This window comes from Paenalcaligenes sp. DL 309, assembly GCF_057475285.1.
In genome coordinates this window covers 98,104-115,509 of the sequence record NZ_JBYBKW010000005.1, presented here as the reverse complement: position 1 = coordinate 115,509, position 17,406 = coordinate 98,104, and the positions used below count along the sequence as shown (strand labels likewise).

The 17,406-nt window shown below is 44.3% G+C and carries 21 protein-coding genes and 1 tRNA gene; 12 read left to right on the top strand and 10 right to left on the bottom strand.

Translation table 11 applies throughout. The annotated features are described in order from the left end of the window. Nucleotides 1-23: 23 nt before the first annotated feature. On the top strand, nt 24-356 hold the full coding sequence (locus tag AC2UZJ_RS08285; protein WP_486949674.1) for a hypothetical protein: 333 nt from the start codon (nt 24-26) through the stop codon (nt 354-356). Nucleotides 357-575: 219 nt separating this feature from the next. On the opposite strand, the gene AC2UZJ_RS08280 is transcribed toward AC2UZJ_RS08285, so the two are convergent. Together AC2UZJ_RS08280 and AC2UZJ_RS08275 are read right to left on the bottom strand one after the other, a co-directional pair. Continuing rightward, nucleotides 576-857: a hypothetical protein gene (locus AC2UZJ_RS08280; RefSeq protein ID WP_486949673.1), complete on the bottom strand. Its 282-nt coding sequence runs from the start codon at nt 855-857 to the stop codon at nt 576-578. Further along, nucleotides 857-1,069, bottom strand: a complete 213-nt coding sequence (locus AC2UZJ_RS08275; protein WP_486949672.1) for a helix-turn-helix domain-containing protein — start codon at nt 1,067-1,069, stop codon at nt 857-859. Before AC2UZJ_RS08275 ends, AC2UZJ_RS08280 begins: the two co-directional genes overlap by 1 nt. Before the next feature lie 128 nt (nt 1,070-1,197). On the opposite strand from AC2UZJ_RS08275, the gene AC2UZJ_RS08270 reads away from it, so the two are divergent. Both AC2UZJ_RS08270 and AC2UZJ_RS08265 read left to right on the top strand, forming a co-directional pair. Then, complete coding sequence (locus AC2UZJ_RS08270; RefSeq protein ID WP_486949671.1) at nt 1,198-1,527, top strand: hypothetical protein; 330 nt, start codon at nt 1,198-1,200, stop codon at nt 1,525-1,527. Then, complete coding sequence (locus AC2UZJ_RS08265; protein WP_486949670.1) at nt 1,524-1,721, top strand: hypothetical protein; 198 nt, start codon at nt 1,524-1,526, stop codon at nt 1,719-1,721. Before AC2UZJ_RS08270 ends, AC2UZJ_RS08265 begins: the two co-directional genes overlap by 4 nt. Nucleotides 1,722-1,770: 49 nt before the next feature. Here the strand turns inward: AC2UZJ_RS08265 and AC2UZJ_RS08260 are convergent, their stop codons facing one another. The 5 genes from AC2UZJ_RS08260 to AC2UZJ_RS08240 form a co-directional block, all read right to left on the bottom strand. Further along, nucleotides 1,771-2,073, bottom strand: coding sequence for a DUF4298 domain-containing protein (locus tag AC2UZJ_RS08260; RefSeq protein WP_486949669.1), 303 nt, complete (start codon nt 2,071-2,073; stop codon nt 1,771-1,773). Between the two features lie 175 nt (nt 2,074-2,248). Next, a tRNA-Met gene (locus AC2UZJ_RS08255) sits at nt 2,249-2,325 on the bottom strand. 51 nt (nt 2,326-2,376) lie between these two features. Further along, nucleotides 2,377-3,387, bottom strand: a complete 1,011-nt coding sequence (locus tag AC2UZJ_RS08250) for a tripartite tricarboxylate transporter substrate binding protein (protein ID WP_486949668.1) — start codon at nt 3,385-3,387, stop codon at nt 2,377-2,379. Then, complete coding sequence (gene nadC / locus AC2UZJ_RS08245; protein ID WP_486949667.1) at nt 3,384-4,238, bottom strand: carboxylating nicotinate-nucleotide diphosphorylase; 855 nt, start codon at nt 4,236-4,238, stop codon at nt 3,384-3,386. Before nadC ends, AC2UZJ_RS08250 begins: the two co-directional genes overlap by 4 nt. Nucleotides 4,239-4,348: 110 nt before the next feature. Continuing rightward, on the bottom strand, nt 4,349-5,287 hold the full coding sequence (locus tag AC2UZJ_RS08240) for an NUDIX hydrolase (protein WP_486949666.1): 939 nt from the start codon (nt 5,285-5,287) through the stop codon (nt 4,349-4,351). Between the two features lie 202 nt (nt 5,288-5,489). On the opposite strand from AC2UZJ_RS08240, the gene AC2UZJ_RS08235 reads away from it, so the two are divergent. Further along, a complete protein-coding gene (locus AC2UZJ_RS08235) occupies nt 5,490-7,130 on the top strand; it encodes a methyl-accepting chemotaxis protein (RefSeq protein WP_486949665.1) in 1,641 nt (546 codons plus the stop codon). Between the two features lie 161 nt (nt 7,131-7,291). Then, the gene (locus AC2UZJ_RS08230; RefSeq protein ID WP_486949664.1) at nt 7,292-7,435 is read left to right on the top strand and encodes a hypothetical protein; all 144 of its coding nucleotides are present in this window, start codon (nt 7,292-7,294) and stop codon (nt 7,433-7,435) included. A 71-nt stretch (nt 7,436-7,506) separates the two neighbouring features. On the opposite strand, the gene AC2UZJ_RS08225 is transcribed toward AC2UZJ_RS08230, so the two are convergent. Together AC2UZJ_RS08225 and AC2UZJ_RS08220 are read right to left on the bottom strand one after the other, a co-directional pair. Next, nucleotides 7,507-7,902 carry a type II toxin-antitoxin system VapC family toxin gene (locus tag AC2UZJ_RS08225; RefSeq protein ID WP_486949663.1) on the bottom strand — a complete coding sequence of 132 codons (396 nt, stop codon included), beginning with the start codon at nt 7,900-7,902 and terminating at the stop codon, nt 7,507-7,509. Then, nucleotides 7,902-8,159, bottom strand: coding sequence for an AbrB/MazE/SpoVT family DNA-binding domain-containing protein (locus AC2UZJ_RS08220; RefSeq protein ID WP_486949662.1), 258 nt, complete (start codon nt 8,157-8,159; stop codon nt 7,902-7,904). The genes AC2UZJ_RS08225 and AC2UZJ_RS08220 overlap by 1 nt, the downstream gene beginning before the upstream one ends. Nucleotides 8,160-8,666: 507 nt before the next feature. Here AC2UZJ_RS08220 and AC2UZJ_RS08215 point away from each other — a divergent pair. The 6 genes from AC2UZJ_RS08215 (at nt 8,667) to AC2UZJ_RS08190 (ending at nt 15,998) form a co-directional block, all read left to right on the top strand. Then, complete coding sequence (locus AC2UZJ_RS08215; RefSeq protein ID WP_486949661.1) at nt 8,667-9,539, top strand: flagellin N-terminal helical domain-containing protein; 873 nt, start codon at nt 8,667-8,669, stop codon at nt 9,537-9,539. A 199-nt stretch (nt 9,540-9,738) separates the two neighbouring features. Further along, nucleotides 9,739-13,092: an O-linked N-acetylglucosamine transferase, SPINDLY family protein gene (locus AC2UZJ_RS08210; protein WP_486949660.1), complete on the top strand. Its 3,354-nt coding sequence runs from the start codon at nt 9,739-9,741 to the stop codon at nt 13,090-13,092. A 2-nt stretch (nt 13,093-13,094) separates the two neighbouring features. Continuing rightward, complete coding sequence (locus tag AC2UZJ_RS08205; protein ID WP_486949659.1) at nt 13,095-14,465, top strand: UDP-glucose dehydrogenase family protein; 1,371 nt, start codon at nt 13,095-13,097, stop codon at nt 14,463-14,465. A 39-nt stretch (nt 14,466-14,504) separates the two neighbouring features. After that, nucleotides 14,505-14,741 (top strand): BrnA antitoxin family protein, encoded by a 237-nt coding sequence (locus AC2UZJ_RS08200; protein ID WP_486949785.1) that lies wholly within the window; start codon nt 14,505-14,507, stop codon nt 14,739-14,741. 93 nt (nt 14,742-14,834) lie between these two features. Further along, on the top strand, nt 14,835-15,674 hold the full coding sequence (locus AC2UZJ_RS08195) for a flagellin N-terminal helical domain-containing protein (RefSeq protein ID WP_486949658.1): 840 nt from the start codon (nt 14,835-14,837) through the stop codon (nt 15,672-15,674). Between the two features lie 84 nt (nt 15,675-15,758). Then, complete coding sequence (locus AC2UZJ_RS08190; protein WP_486949657.1) at nt 15,759-15,998, top strand: type II toxin-antitoxin system Phd/YefM family antitoxin; 240 nt, start codon at nt 15,759-15,761, stop codon at nt 15,996-15,998. A 40-nt stretch (nt 15,999-16,038) separates the two neighbouring features. Here the strand turns inward: AC2UZJ_RS08190 and AC2UZJ_RS08185 are convergent, their stop codons facing one another. Beyond that, complete coding sequence (locus AC2UZJ_RS08185) at nt 16,039-16,803, bottom strand: RNA polymerase sigma factor FliA (protein ID WP_486949656.1); 765 nt, start codon at nt 16,801-16,803, stop codon at nt 16,039-16,041. 192 nt (nt 16,804-16,995) lie between these two features. Here AC2UZJ_RS08185 and AC2UZJ_RS08180 point away from each other — a divergent pair, with 192 nt between their 5' ends. Continuing rightward, entirely contained in the window at nt 16,996-17,406 is a 411-nt protein-coding gene (locus AC2UZJ_RS08180; RefSeq protein WP_486949655.1) for a flagellar protein FlaG, read from the top strand.

Genomic DNA, 17,406 nt, shown 5'->3' with positions numbered 1-17,406 from the left:
CTTTGAATTATGGGGTTTTCATTATGATTAGCAGAAAAAACCTATTAGCACTCTCTTTTATTTCATTACTGTCAATCACGACTTATTCTTCCGTGCAGGCGCAAAACTCACCGACTCGCGAGCAAGAACCCTCAACGCGTATGCAACAAGAGCCACGAGGTATGCACCGAGATCAACAAGATAGATTCCACCGCCACCAAGAACCGCATAGAATGCACCAGGGCCCACAAGATAGGCACCACTACCAAGACCAGCATCGTATGCATCGAGATCCACAAACTAAACAGCACCGAGGGCCACTACGGGAGAAAGAATCAGGCCGGGCACGACCTGACTTTCACAGGGATAATAAGTAGCGAAGTGCGGGTGTTAGACCGGGCGTGGTCTCTACGGGGGGCTTAAACGAAAACTGCCCCGCATCTTAACGATACGGGGCAGCTTGCAGAATTCTTGGTGGCTCATCCCTGACTTGGTGAAAACCAAAACCGAACCAGAAAACTCGTTTACTTTCAATGACCTACAAGCTGATTTTTATATTGTAGTAGTTCTTTGTAGCAGTGGCAATGTTTTTTCGGTTAGATTTCCTTCAATAAATCAATCGTTTCTTCTGCCAAAACCTTAGTCAAAAAACTCTGCCCTTCTGCTAGCCGTTTTGCAAACTCGTCGGGCGTGTAAATCGTGGGATTAACGCTGCGTTGTAATTCCAACTCGGCTTGCTCTAATAGCTGCATGACTTCGCTATAGCTCAAACCTTCCCCACTAGACACCCCTCGAAAAGACCCAATATGGGTATGATAAGACCTAAAATGGGTCTCTTCTAGCAGAACCCTATTAATCCAGATAGCTAAGACGCTCATCACCACTCCGTCTGTGACCGTGTGGCCCCTAGGTATTCATCGGTTACCACTGACACCTTAGCGTCTAAAACGTTTAACACATGGTGTAAACGCGCCCACGATAGGTTATCCGCGTTCACCTCCATTCTAGACACCGCTTGCTGGGAGACGTTGAGCCGTTTTGCCAAATCAGCTTGCGTCCAGCCTTTGCGTTTGCGTAAGGAGCGCATCATCAAGGCTAAATGATTGGTGGTTATGGCAAAAATAGTTAGACCGGGTCATCATGCCCAATATCAGACTATAATGAGAACCACGTGGATTACCCCTCCTTCTCAACCATTAAAATAAATACACACTATCTATGAGCGAGACTAAGCGCGTCATTATTATTGCTGGCCCCAACGGAGCGGGTAAAACCACTTTAGCACGAACCCTTCTTGCGCCCCTTAAAGACTCAATTCGGTTTATTAATGCGGATTATATCGCGGCCGGTTTATCGCCTTTTGACCCAGAACTAGTGGCTATACGAGCCGGAAAAATCATGCTAGAAGAAGTGCGAAATTGCTTTCATCGTGTTAAGTCAGGGCTTGCCCTCTTCCATAGCCATTACAAGCACATAGTAAACGCTTGGATGTTGTATGATAATTCTAATGACACGATGAAATTGATTGATAGCGGAGAAAACCAGTGAGTACCCAATTTAGCAACCTCGCTCTTTTTGAAGCCGAAGTCTCGGCAGCTCTATTGCGCTCAGCACAACTAGCTCGTCACGATGCCATTAAAACCAATACCGGTATTATCGTAGAAAGAAATGGCAAAATAGTGAGAGTTTCAGCCGCTGAATTAAAGCAAGAAGCCCTGATTTCAAAAGAAAGTGCCAAGTAACGAAATGTAGATGTTGGGCCATGCCCAATATCTCACCACCAATCCCTCACTACCCCTCCAAATAACCCAACGCCACTCGCATCATTTTCAAGTTCAATGCACGCTGCTCCCCGTACAAATCGTGCACCGCGTCTTCGCTCAACACCCCACACTTAACGCCTTCTAAAGCGCCTTCGTTGCTCGCTTTCACGTCCTCGTGCCACTGCGCACTGCCGTAATACGCCATAAGTTCGCTAAAGTCGGGCTGAAAACGCTGCCATTCAGCGATGAGCGCTTCCAAGCGGCGTACTAGCTCTGCCCCTTTGTCTAGGGTGGCTTCTTGGTGTTGGATGTTTTTTATTTGTTTGGTCATATAACGAATTGGGCAACCTTAGGCCGGGCGTGGCTCTGAGGGGGTATGGTTAGACCGGGCGTGGCCTCTCTCTACGGGGGTGCCACGGTTAGACCGGGCGTGGCCCGGTCTCTACGGGGGGCTTAAACGAAAGCTGCCCCGCATCAAATTGATACGGGGCAGCTTGCAGAATTCTTGGTGGCTCATCCCTGACTCGAACAGGGGACCTCTGGATTATGATTCCATTGCTCTAACCAACTGAGCTAATGAGCCAAAAAATGTAATATAGCATGGTTTATTTATTTTGTGCAAGTGTTTTTTGCATTAATTCATTTTTAAACCGATGCGCTGAGTTAAGGCGCTAAAACGATCTATGTCTGTATGAATCACTTCAGTAAACTCTGCTGCTGTACTACGTGCATGAGTATAACCTAAAAGTTGCAATTCGTCTTGCATTTTTTCAGCACTCATTATTTCCACCAAAGCGGCGTTTAGCGTTTCTATGGTTTCTGCTGGTGTGCCTGCTGGGGCTAATAAACCGTGCCATTGATCTAGTTCGTAATCCTCTACGCCGGTTTGCATCACAGTAGAAACTTCAGACATCACCGGGCTACGCTCAGGTGAGGTAACAGCTAAGGGACGTAGCTGACCGCTTTGCACAAAACTCATGGCACTTGAAATGGTGACAAACCCCAAGGGCACTTGGCCCGAAGCCACATCGGCCACTGCCGGGCCACAGCCTTTGTAAGGGATATGCAGCAAAGCGGCTCCGGTGCGCTCAGCGAGCATCTCTCCGGCTAAATGCTGCGGCGTGCCATTACCACACGAGGCAAAAGCCACATTGTTATTTGTCCCTACCGGCGTTAAGGCTTGCTCCAGAGTGGTGGCAGTACTTTTTGCTCCTACCACAGCCACTGAAGGTATCCAGGCCACGTTAATCACAGGAGCAAAATCTGCTTTAGGATCAAAGCCTAACTCTTTATACACGCCCGGGTTAACAGCAAAAGAGCTATTTACCATCAATAAGGTGTACCCATCGGCGTTACTTTCTGCCACATAGCGCGCTCCTATATTGCCACTAGCACCGGGACGGTTTTCTACTACCACCGGTATTTGCCAATGCTTTTCTAAGGCATCACCCAGTTTACGGGCGAGTAAATCGGTGCCGCCCCCCGGAGGAAAGGTGACAATAATAGTCATAGGCTTAGCGGGAAAGCTCGCTGTAGCGGCAGAATCAGATGCGTGTACCGTAGAACGCCACAGTGCGAGTCCCACCGTTAGCACCAACAACAGCACGGCCACATACGCCATATATATACGTGATTTTTTCATCATAATGCATCCAAACCTATATCTAAAATACGGCTACTGTGGGTAATCCAACCAATCGCAATTCTATCCACGCCCGTAGCCGCCACGGCAGCCGCTGTATCTGGAGTAATACCCCCACTGGCTTCGCTAATCGCTCGGCCATCTATGCGACGCACCGCTTCTTCTAAAACAGCTGGCGCCATATTATCCAAAAGAACGACCTCCGCGCCCACAGCTAAGGCGTCGTCTAATTGCGCTAACGTATCCACTTCTATTTCAATTTTCACCATATGACCTACATTAGCTCGAGCGCGTTCGATGGCTGTGCTTACACTACCGGCAATGGCAATGTGGTTATCTTTAATGAGCACGGCATCGTCTAAGCCAAAACGGTGGTTCGTCCCCCCGCCTACGCGCACCGCGTATTTTTCTACACTGCGTAATAAAGGCGTGGTTTTACGGGTGCAGGTTACCTTGCAGTTAAAGGGGGCAATGGCTTTAGCAATCTCAGCTGTGGCCGTGGCTATACCACTTAGGTGACACAAAAAGTTCAACGCGGTGCGCTCCGCACTCAAAATAGCCAGCGCCGAACCGCTAATACGCGCAATACGACTACCCGGCTCTAAATCTGCGCCATCATTCAATAAAGGGTCAAACTGCAGCTGGGCATCCATGAGCTCAAAAGCTAAACGCGCTAAATCTAACCCCGCCAGCACGCCTGCCTGCCGCGCCACCAAATACAACTCAGACTGCACCTCAGGCCCAATGATGGCTTGACTGGTGATATCTCCCGCCCGGCCTAAATCTTCGGCCAGCGTGCTACGCACTAAGGGGTCGATTAATAAATGAGGTAAAGCAGGTACTGCTGTTTTCATATTATGCTCATTCGGAGTATTAAGGGATAATGATTATGCTAGCATTGAGCATAAATAATTGCAATAGAAATATCGGGCATAGCCCGATACCCACTGGGGACCCCCGCCCCCTACCGTGCCTGTTTCGCCAACGGCAATTTTGTCCCCGCTATGGCCCGCTCCACAATCACATCCCCCTTAAAGCGAAATAATTTTGCGGGTCTGCCAGCAGTACCGGTGGTTAAGGCACCGGTTTCTTCCACCAGATTTTGCTGCTCCACTAAACGACGGAAGTTTTGTTTATGTAATACACGGCCAGCGATGGCTTCTACGGTTTGTTGTAATTGTAATAAAGTGAACTCATCAGGCATGAGCTCGAACATCACAGGGCGGTACTTAATTTTGGCACGTAAGCGCGCGATGCCGGTGGCAAGAATACGACGGTGATCGTAGCTCATAGATAGCCCCAAGTCTGAAGGCGCATCCGCGGTAATATCACCCATCTGATGCGTTTGGCGCTGGCCCTCAGGCACTAAACCGGCTTCAAAAAGCAACTCATAGCGCTGTAGCACCATGTCTTCATTCCATGTGGAGCCTTCTAAACCAAAAGCATAAGCCACGCGCTGCCAACGATGCCACTGTAATCCAGCGTCAGAATGCGCCCAATCGGTAAGAGCCGGAATGAGGTGATCACTTAATAACTCGGGTATGCCTTGACGCTGATCTTCCCAAGGAAAATAGCGATACCAATCCTGCCACCCCACCTCATCGACTTCTTCTGTACTGCCCTCTACCGTTAACGCCAAATAACTCACCGAAATAACGCGGGCGCCCGAGGCATGAAAACGCCCTTTATCGGCAAAGGTATACAGCTGCTCTACATAACCTAACTCATGATGCGTTTGCTGCTCTACCCATTGGCGTAGGCCATTTTGTAAAGATTGATGCGTATGCTGCAAAGGGCCAGCGGGCAAAGCGCGCGCGCATTGGGTGGTTAAAACGCGGGGTTGCGCCTGCGTGACGGCCACTAATACAGCAACCAACTCGGCAGATAATGTGGTGTTTGTCACTAGTGAAACTTCCTAATTATGAATTACGCCTCTACTATAACTGAGCCACCTACCTTTGAGTTAACTCAGTGAATGATCAGTTATATGCTTATAGGAATGTTAAGTATTGTTATATGTCGTATATTTATGTATGGTTCCTACGAAACATACATACCTAAGATATACACCTTAACAAATAAAAACTATAGACAAAGCCAAGCGCATGAGAAAAAACTACCCCATTACCGCCATAGAAAGCAAACTACGCCACGATCAATACTTAATTTCCAAAACTGATCTCAAAGGCCGCTTTACCTATGCCAATCCCGCCTTTGTGGAAATCAGTGGCTTTAGCCGCGAAGAGATGATGGGTAAAGCGCATAATCTTGTGCGCCACCCTCACATGCCCCCTGCCGCTTTCCAAGATCTCTGGGATACGCTACAGGAAGGCAAGCCTTGGACCGGCATTGTCAAAAACCGCCGTAAAGATGGTGGCTTCTACTGGGTACACGCGCTGGTATCTCCTATTTTTGAAAATGAAGTGGTCACTGGCTATGCCTCGGTACGAGTACGCCCCTCAGAAGAACAAATTCGTGCCGCAGAAGCGCTGTATGAAAAAATCAATAACAACACCCTTAAAGGCTATACCCTTAAAGAAGGTGTACTCGTTCCTACGGGCTGGCGTCGTATTCTACCTTGGTTACGCGCCCCCTTTAAACGCAGCTTACCCGCCAGTATGCTGCGTATGGTGAATACCGGCACCTTAGCCACCGCCATCATGGCTTACTTTGCTTTTAGTGGTGGTATACCTGAGTCTTACCGTGTTGGGGTGGGTGCGGTATTAGCAGTATTATTGGCCATTGTTTATTTTTATGGCTGGCGTATCTCCAAAGGCATGACAGAGCCCCTTAAAAATGCAGCGCTCATGGCGCAGCAAATTGCAGCGGGTAACTTACTCTTAGAGGTACATCATGATGCCAAAAAAGATTCCGACGAAACCGCACATTTGTATTTTTGCTTAGACCTAATGCGTAAAGGGCTCACCGTTATTTCCAGTGATACCCACGCGGCCATTCAAGCCACTAAGCAAATCTCAGAGTTAATTGACGCAGATAATCAACTTTTAGCTGAACGCACCCAAAACCAAGCTGTTTCACTACAACAAACGGCTGCCAGCATGGAAGAGCTCACCGTTACCGTGCAACAAAACGCCGACAACACCACCGAAGCCACACGCTTAGCCCAAAGCAGCATGAGTACCGCCCAACAAGGCGGCAGCGCCGTGCAAGACATGGTAGATACCATGCAAGGCATACACCAAAGTGCGCGCCAAATCGCGGAAATCGTCACCCTCATTGAGGGTATTGCCTTTCAAACCAATATATTAGCCCTCAATGCCGCCGTAGAATCCGCCCGCGCGGGTGAAGCGGGCCGTGGTTTTGCCGTGGTAGCCGGCGAGGTACGCAATTTAGCCCAACGCAGCTCTCAGGCCGCCGGTGAGATTAAAGAGCTGATCGAAGGGTCAGTAACCCGTATGGAAACCGGTGTAAAGCAAGCCGAGCACGCGGGCACCACCATGAGCGATATTGTGCAGTCGGTACAACAAGTGAATAACATTATCGACGAAATTTCCGTAGCCTCCGGTGAACAAGCCACCGGCCTACATCAAATCCATCAAGCCATTGCCCAAATTGATGAGGCCACCGAGCAAAACACCAGCCTAGTTAGCCATTTAGGCGGCTCAGTGGCTGAACTAGCCACTCAGGCGGAGCTATTAGAGCAGGCGATTAGGGTGCTGAATGCAGGGCACATATACAGTGCTTCTACAAACATACAGGCAAATAGAACCTTGAAAGCAAGCTAACCTCCTGCTGTATTTAAAGACTTCTGGGAAACCTTACAAAGTCCGCAACCTCGCCCTACGCAGCTCCAGCGCCGCCGGTGAAATCAAAGAGCTACTGCAAACCGCCGTCAACCGCATCAGCACCGGCGTAGGCCAAGCCGAGCAAGCAAGCCGGCCAAATCATGGAAAACATCGTCGCTGCTGTAGAGCGCGTCACCCAAACCATCGCCGAAATCGCCAACTCCTCCACCGAACAAACCCAAGGCTTGGCACAAAGTCAATCGGCTGTGGAGCAGCTAGAGCATCTTTACCACAATTGTGGTTAAACGAACATCGAAGAATCGCAATAATCGCGGGCATGGCCTGTAATTATGTGTTGGAGAATGCGGTGGGGTTGTTATAGTAATTGAACCGTTGCCTTCTGCGCTTTCGCTATTTTGACAGCCCTCTTATCAAAGGAGGCGAAGATTTTGCCGCCTAACTCCATACCTAAATGCCATAATACCCCATCAGCAAAATCCCCTCCCTCTTGCATAAACACCAGACCCGCCTCTACTGCTGCAATGTCTGTACGCACATTAGCTGCTCTTACTAAAGCATAAATCGCCGCTTCAATATCCGTATCTGAAACCTTGTAGGCTCTACTCAAAACCCAATTGAGCTCACAAAAAACAATAGGTGAAACAGCCACTAAGCTGGCCTCAGACAACAGTTTTTGAGCTGCTGCAGCCTGTTTGGGCTCATCAGCAACGATGGCGCGAACTAACACATTCGTATCAGCAATGATTTCCATTATTTTTCACCCGCCCACCCATCTGCTATCGCTTGATTCATTTCTTCTATACTCACCACCTCACCCGATGTTTTATCTTTTAGCAAACCAAATACATGACTAATGGGTTGCACGGACTCTTTAGCTTTAATACGTAACTCACCATCGGGGAGCTTTATCACCTCCACTCTCTGCCCTCGCTGTATACCCAAGTGCTGTAACAAATCTCTCTTTAGAGTAATCTGCCCTTTAGATGTAATCGATAATGTAGTCATCATGTTCTCCTTTAGTATTCACTCCTATAGTAATGATGATTTACATTACCATCAAGAGAAAACATCTTAATCACACAAGGTAATGGATGCTAGTGGAAGCTGGCTGGTAATTGGTTAGATCGGGCATGGCCCGATCTTCACGGGGGGTAGCTCCACCAATATTACCAATTATCACCAGTGAGTATTGGGCCATGCCCAATACCTCTACAGGGGTGTGCTGTGTCAATCGCGGGCATGGCCCGCTCCTGCGTTCGGATTATTCTCCCAACTGTCACCAAATGCAAATTTCACTACCAATCGCTAAACTTCTCCCCACCCCTGCCGTAACCATAACAAGACGATGGGATTGCCACCCGTGAGTATCGGGCCATGCCCGATACCCTATCTGCGACAGCCCCCGTCACCAAATTAAAAAAGTTCACGGCCCACCCTAAAGTTTTAAGCAGGCTAGTCGTAACTTAGATTGAAATAACCAAATTCATTACCAACGACGTAATATAAGGAAATAATATGTCTGTTATTAACACCAACGTATTAGCTCTGTCCTCACAGAACAATCTACAAAAATCCCAATCCGCTTTGGGTTCTGCCATTGAGCGTTTGTCCTCTGGTATGCGCATTAACAGCGCTAAAGATGATGCCGCGGGTCAAGCCATTGCTAACCGTTTTACCGCAAACATCAAGGGTTTAACACAAGCAACTCGTAACGCTAATGATGGTATATCCATTGCGCAAACGGCTGAAGGGTCATTAAATGAAATTAATAATAATTTACAGCGTATCCGTGAACTTTCAGTTCAAGCTCAAAATGGAACAAACTCTACATCAGATGTAGACTCCATTCAGCAAGAAGTTAACCAGCGTTTAGATGAAATCAAACGCGTTGCTGAAGAAACCCAGTTTAATGGAATAGATGTACTAAATACCACGAGTGATAAAACAATTTCTATCCAAGTAGGTGCCCATGACACTCAAAAAATTGATATTAAGATTGCAGCAAACTCAAGCTGGAATTTACACACTGCAGCAGCTAGTGGTACACAAGGATATTTAGGTACTGGGACAGAGGTTGCACGTAAAGTAGAGCATAGTGGCGTTGACGTATTGGCTGCTGATGTATTAAAGAGCGTGGACGATGCCCTAAAAGCTGTTGACACTCAACGCTCTGAACTAGGTGCAATTCAGAACCGTTTTGAGTCTACCATCGCAAACTTGAATAATACTGTAACAAACCTATCTGCCGCCCGCAGCCGTATTGAAGACGCCGACTACGCAGTCGAAGTTTCCAATATGACTCGCGCACAGATCCTACAACAAGCGGGGACCTCCGTATTAGCGCAAGCTAACCAAGTGCCTCAGTCTGTACTATCCTTACTAGGTTAATATCTAGTAGTTATAAAAGAATCACTAAGAACAAATACGTTCTCAGCTAGCAGAAAACTTTCACTTTCTAGTTACTGCTAGCTTATCAAGGACCAAGTTTGATGTAACGTCAAACTTGGTTCTTTTTCTTTAAATATTCGAAAAATTTTTATATTATATTCATCAAATTAGTAAAAAACCTAATAAGTAATCTTATAAAATGACAGTAAATACTACTTTTTTATTTAAAAAAAAACTAAAATCACTCATAGAAACTTCTACTTTAAATCCTAAGAAAACACTAGAAAAAGCAAAAAAACTTTTAAAAAATCAACCTAAAAATGTAATACTTCTAACTCTCGCTGGCGATTCTGCTAGAGCTTTAGAGCTATTTGAATCTGCTTCCATATACCTTAAAAACGCTTTAACTTACGAACCTGATAACCTTTGGGCTTTACGTACAAAAGCAAATTTAAATATAGATAAAAAAAATATCTCTTCGGCGATTCCTATTTTAGAAAAAATTATTAAAAAAAAACCTAACGATACCAAATCCCTCCAACTTTTATCCTCAGCTTATATAAAATCAAAAAACTTCGATGATTACTTTACACTATTCAACAACCACAAAGAAAGCATAAGAAAAGATCCTTATTTATTAAGTTATTATGGAATAGCACAACTCGAATCAGCTAATATTAATGAAGCAATTAAGACATTTAAGGGTTGTTTTCACTTAGATAATAATGATGAAAAAATGTATGGAAATTTAATTTTCTCTATGCATTACAGCCCAAACTATAATCCTTCACAAATATTAGAAGAGTGTAGAAATTACCAAAACTATTTTCGCCCTAATCTTCCTATTATTCGCGCTCAATCAGCAAATCCTGATCGTAATAAAAAAATTCGTATTGGTATGATTTCAGACGGCTTTAGAACTCATCCAGTAGGATCAATGATTACGTACGCACTAGCAGCTGTACCGTCTGAGCAAATTGAGTTCTATGCTTACAGCTCAAGCTCTACTTCTGATAATATTACTAAAAAAATCAAAGAAAGATGTGCATATTGGCGAGAAATAAAAAAAACCTCAGATGAAGACTTAGATCAACTTATCCGTAAAGATAACATTGATATTCTTCTAGACCTTAGCGGCTATAATACCAATTCAAGAATGAAAACAATAATGATGGAACCTGCCCCTATCATTGTCAAATGGGTTGGAGGTTTAATTAGCAGTACAGGCATAGATGCTATTGATTATTTACTTAGCGATCATATTGAAACACCAGCAGGAGCAGACTCTCTTTACACCGAAAAACTCATTCGCTTACCTGACGATTACATTTGCTTCAAACCTCCCTTTTACACCCCTCCTATTAACGACTTGCCTTTTAATAAAAATGGGTATATTACGTTTGGGTGCTTTAATAACGCCAGTAAGATTAATGATACGCTCTTAGAGTCGTGGGCTAACATATTAAATAGTGTGCCCAATTCTCGCCTCTTTTTAAAAAGTCACGGTTTTGCAAGTAGTTCTTTACACCAACATATCTACGACTTTTTCTCAAAACATAATATTGCTGAAGATCGAATTAGAGTAGAAGGAAGTTCTCCACACCTAGAGCTTCTCAAAAGTTATAACGATGTTGACATTGCCCTTGATCCATGGCCTTACTCAGGTGGCTTAACAACTTGTGAAGCATTAATTATGGGGGTGCCAGTTATTACTCTACCCGGCCCAACTTTTGCCGGAAGACACTCTGCCACTCACCTAGTGAATGCAGGCATGCCTGAATTAGTAGCTGATAACTGGGAGCATTATCAGCAATTAGCTCTTGATTTAGCTAATGATCAAGAGAGCCTAAACATCATTAGACAAAACCTACGGACTATCGTTCTACAATCCCCACTATGTGACGCAAAACGCTTTGCACAGAGCTTTAGTAACGCTATGCGTGCCATCTGGCAAAGGCATTGCTCAGGAAAATCTCCTGAGGCTTTAACACTAGATGAAAATTTAGTAGCACATTTTGCTGATGAGCAAACGCCCACGGAAATAACTCACCCTGCTCCATCAAACGAGAAACTACTTCCTTCATTTACACCAGACAACAGCTCAGAAACTTTTAGTTTTCAACTACAAGGCAAAGTTATTACTGTAGATAATGGAACTCTCTTACCATTAAGGAATAACTTTTCTGAGTTAAATAATCAAAATGCATTTTCTTTTATTATATTTGACCCTGCTGGGGCGATTAACAAGCAGAATCTGCCTATTGATCTAGAGCATTCAATCCAAGTTTTCCCTTATCATTCCTTAGGTGATGGCGAGCCAAGAACACTTTTTGCTACTATAGACCCAACTCTGTCAAGCACTCTCCCACCTTTAAATAATGCCTCATCTACAGATAATGAAAAAAATGCTGTTATTGCGGAAATTCCAATTGCTACAGTAAAAACAGATGAACTAGCCAGCTTAAATGGAGTGGACTGGTTATTATTAAGTGCTCATCACAAGGTACTTTCTTTACTGAGCGAGAAGAATGCATTAACGAGCAATATGTTAGTAGTACAAGTAAATGTACCAGCAAAACCCCTATATCAAAATCAATCTACTATTGATGAGATTACTAATCATTTAGCTATTTTTGGCTTTGAGCTATACCGGATAGAAGGCATATCACACTATAATTACTTAGATAAAGTAACTGATAATGATACAGAGTATATGCCTACAAATACTCACATCAAAGAATACGCTTTATTATTTGTGCCTAATCAAAAAAAGCTTCAGAGCTTAACAGCAAGTGAGCGTGAAAAACTTGCTTTTATTTTATACAGTGCTTATAAAATAAAAGATTTTGTTTATCATATTTTATCAATTGATAATCAAAAACGAGCATTAAACTATCTCTACGAAAATAAGCCTGTAAAAAACCCTTTAATTAATCAAAAACCAACCTCTCTACAGCAATCTTTATTAAGCAATGATCAATATATTATTCCCGACTCCCCTGCTATGAGTTTAGGAGAGACTAAATTATTAAAAAAACATCTTAAAAGAAGTCAAAATTACTTTGAATTTGGAAGTGGAGGATCTAGTAAATTAGCTGCAAAAATGGGGTTAATTGTTAATGGTGTAGAAAGTGATTTTAAATGGTTAGAGCAATTAAAAAAAGAAATAGGAAATAGTAACATAGAATATATAAATATAGGTCCAACAAAAGAATGGGGTTATCCTATTGACTCTTCATTTCAGGATAAATTTCATTTATACAGTGAAGCTGTACATAAATCAGATCTAAATTATGATTTTATTTTAATTGATGGCCGTTTCCGTGTGGCATGTGCACTTCAATCAATCCTTCATATCCTAAATTATAAAAGTGAAAACGATACTATAATTTTTATTCATGATTTTTGGGGAAGAGAATATTATAAAGAAGTTTTAAACTTCCTAGATGAAACTGAGTCAACAGATACGGCAGCAGTATTTAAAGTTAAACCAAATATAAATATAAAAGAATTATATAAGAAAATAAATATTTACAATAAAGATTGTCGCTAAATATGAAAGTAACTTTTTTTGGAATTGGCTATGTAGGTTTAGTTCAGGCAACCGTCTTCTCTGAAGTCGGCCATGAGGTAATGTGCATTGATATTGATACACATAAAATTGATGGTTTAAACAAAGGTATCATTCCCATCTATGAGCCAAACCTAGATACCATGGTGCAATCAAACCTATCCGCTGGCCGACTAAGCTTTTCAACTTCAATGAAAGAAGGAATTGAGCATGGAGAACTGTTCTTTATCGCTGTGGGTACACCACCAGATGAAGATGGTTCAGCTGATCTAAGCCATGTACTTGACGTTGCTCACATGATTGGTCAGCACATCACGCGCCCATCTTTAATCGTTAACAAGTCTACGGTGCCTGTAGGCACAGCAGACTTGGTTAAAAATACGATTAAAAAAGAGTTAATTAATCGAGGACTTGAATCTTTAGATTTTGATGTGATCTCTAACCCAGAGTTTCTCAAAGAAGGTTCTGCAGTCGCAGACTGTACACGCCCCGACCGAATTATTATCGGTACAAATAACGCTAAGTCTGAAGCATTAATGCGGGAACTATATGCTCCTTTTAACCGAAACCATGAAAAAATCATTGTCATGGATACGCGCAGTGCCGAACTCACTAAATACGCAGCAAACGGAATGCTTGCTACAAAGATTAGTTTTATGAACGAAATATCTGCAATTGCTGAAACCGTAGGGGCAGATATAGAGATGGTTCGACAAGGTATAGGCTCTGACCCTAGAATAGGCTATCACTTCATCTATGCAGGAGCTGGGTACGGAGGTTCTTGTTTTCCAAAAGATGTTAGAGCGCTAATACAAACAGCGGAAGAAATTAATATTAATCCAAAAATACTCAAGGCCGTTGAGTCTCGCAACGAATTACAAAAGCAAGTCTTATACAAAAAGATCATGGATTACTTCGATAATGAGATCACAAATAAAACTTTTGCTATTTGGGGACTTAGCTTTAAACCAAAAACCGATGATATGCGAGAAGCACCAAGCCGTGTATTAATGGAATCATTATGGCGTAAGGGTGCCACAATCAGAGCTTATGATCCAAAAGCGATGGATGAAACTCAACGTCTCTATGGTTCACGCGATGATTTAACTCTGTGTGGCACGAAAGAAACCGCATTAAAAGGGGCTGATGCACTTATTATCGTAACTGACTGGTCGGTTTTTAAAGCCCCTGATTTTGACTTAATAAAGCAAGAACTTAACTTTCCATTAATTTTTGATGGGCGTAATCTTTACGATCCGAACAGACTTTCACAACAAGGGATCACATATATTTCCATCGGTAGAAAAGAAGTTAAATCAATAACTCTGGCTGTAAAACCAGATTTCGGCCAATAGTGAATATTAAAATTCACAGAATTTTCAGCATAGATTTAGATACTAGAGCTAGAAGCCGAAGACTTCCAGCGCTTAAAACCTGCCACAGAAGTGCTGCCTTCCTCACTACAAACCAAGCTCGGCATTCGCGGCCGTAGTCCTCAGGTCAAACCTACTAAAGAACGCATCACCATTAGGCTATCACCTGAAGTGGTAGAAGCTTTTAAGGCTAAAGGGGCGGGCTGGCAATCACGTATAGATGAAGCGCTAAAAGAATGGCTAGTTGAGCACTCATAACTCTAATTAGCCCCCCGTAGATGCCCGCTCATAGCGGGCATCTACGGGGGGCATTCTTATTAAACACTTAGCCCATTATGCCGTTAACGGCATATGCTCACCCTAAACACAAACATCCCTGCTCTCATTGCACAGGGCCATTTGGCGAAGACCCAATCGGCTCTGGGGACGGCTATTGAGCGTTTGTCGTCGGGTTTGCGTATTAACAGTGCCAAAGATGATCCGGCGGGGCTCGCCATTGCGAACCGTATGACAGCCAATATCCGTGGGCTTACACAAGCCTCACGTAATACCAATGATGGGATTTCTATGGCGCTAACGGCAGAAGGGGCGCTGGATCAGATTAATGAAAACATTCAGCGTATACGGGTGCTGTCGGTGCAGGCGGCAAATGGTAGCAATACGAATAAAGACCGTACCTCTATACAGCAGGAAATTGAGCAGCGCTTAGAGGAAATAGACCGTATTTCTGAGCAAACCCACTTCAATGGTATTAATTTATTAGGTAATGGCGCTAGAAATATCGCCATTCAAGTAGGTGCGCACGATGGGCAGACCATTGAGATTGAATTTTCTACGATTAATAAGAATAGCTTAGGCTTAGATGGCTTTACCGTAGCTGAAAAAGACGGCAACGCCCCCACCGCTGATCCTTTGAAAAAACTGGATGATGCTCTACAAAAGGTCGATGATTTACGCAGCCATCTAGGAGCTATTCAAAACCGGTTTGAATCGGTAATTAATACCAATAATAATATGGTAATCAACCTCTCCGCTGCCCGCAGCCGCATCCAAGACGCTGACTACGCCGTAGAAATCTCTAATATGCTACGCGCCCAAGTGAAGCAGCAAATCGGCATGTGGGCCCTAGCCCAAGCCAATCAAACACCGAATCTGATATTGACGTTGTTGCAGCAGAGTTTAGGAAGATAGTGTTTTTAGGCTATTAGCCAACCTTAGCTAACAGTGTATAATTAGTTGACCTATGGCAATAATCACGGTTAAAGGATTCGCACTATGCAACATATTAATATGCATCAAGCCAAATCATCACTGTCTCAGCTAGTTGAAGCTATAGAGTCTGGTGAAAAAGAAGAATATATTATTGCTAGGCATGGCCACCCTGCAGCAAAGCTAGTGGCACTCTCTAAACAGCCTAAAAAGCGGCTGGGTGTGGCGGAAGGCAAATTTAAAGTACCTGATACTATCGATCAAGATAATGAGAGTATTACTGAGCTTTTTGCAGGGGATAAGTGATAAATATATTGCAATACCCTAAAGTTTTAACTATTGAAGCCTAAAATATCACCTGCCCCTCCGTCTCATCCGGCCTCCCCCCTTGCCAATGCGCCGCCTTTAAGTGCACCCGTATACGCGCTATAGCCTGCGAACGTAATTGCGACACGCGGCCTTCGGTGATTTCCATGACCGCGGCAATTTCTTTTTGGTTTAAATCTTCTTGAAACTGCAACGCAAATAGTAACTTTTCACGCTCAGGTAACGCATCAATGGCTTCTATCAGTGCGACGCGCAAATCATGAGACACCAAGTGATGGAGTGGGTTACCGGCATCGCCCGTCTCATCCGTGGCGCTGAGAAAATCCAAGGCATCCCCCTGCCCGTCTTCACTATAACGCCCTAAATCCTCATAATGAATCACTTGCACACCACTGGCATCTTCTAAGAGCAGCTGGTATTCATCCAACTCTAACTCCATCTCGGTGGCCACCTCTTGCTCGGTGGGCTGGCGCATGAGGCGTTGGCGTAGGGTGTGGATGGCGGTTTCTATTTGGCGGGCTTTGGCGCGCACACTGCGTGAGAGCCAGTCTTGGCTGCGCAGCTCATCTAGCATAGAGCCGCGTATGCGAGTGATGGCGTAGGTTTCAAACTGCGCATCTGCCATTGCCTCATAGCGGCGTATGGCATCTAATAAGCCCATCATGCCAGCTTGGATTAAATCATCCAGCTCCACGTTCGACGGTAAGCGTGCCAGCAGCTGTAAAGCTTGACGGCGTACTAAGGGAGCATACTGCCCTACCAGAGCGTCTTCAGAGAGTGACATAAGCAAATAACACTTCAAAACACAATTCGTATTAGACCTCTATTATGCCTTATATGTAAGCAAATGCGGCGCCTTTTATAGCTAATCGTCGGTATAAGCTTTGTAAATCAAAGAAAACTAAACTTTCCGTAAATACTGCCGTACATATACAAAGTAGGTGATTTTGTCATTTTTTACTCTCAGGAGCTATCCATGGTAAACCCAGTTTCTCCACAGGCCCTGCCCGTAATAATGCCTAATACAGCCTCTGATACTGAAACGCTGCCTCACAAGCAAAATGCGGCAGTACAGGTGCAGGCTAGCGCAGAGAGCCGCAGTCAAAGTCAAGAATACCAGCGCTGGCCCCACCGCCCGCCCATGGGGGACCTCATCGAGCCGGAAAAAAGCTCGTTAGATACAGCGCTTGAGCAGTTGAATGAAAATATGAAGGCGTGGTCCACCGGTTTACGTTTTGATGTGGATGATGATACCCAAAAGTTAGTGGTGTCTTTAGTGGATACCGAATCCGGCGAAGTGATTCGTGCCGTACCCTCTGATGCCGCTCTGCAAATTTCGAAAATGATTGCAAAATTCCAGGGCAACAGCATTAACACCAAAGCGTAA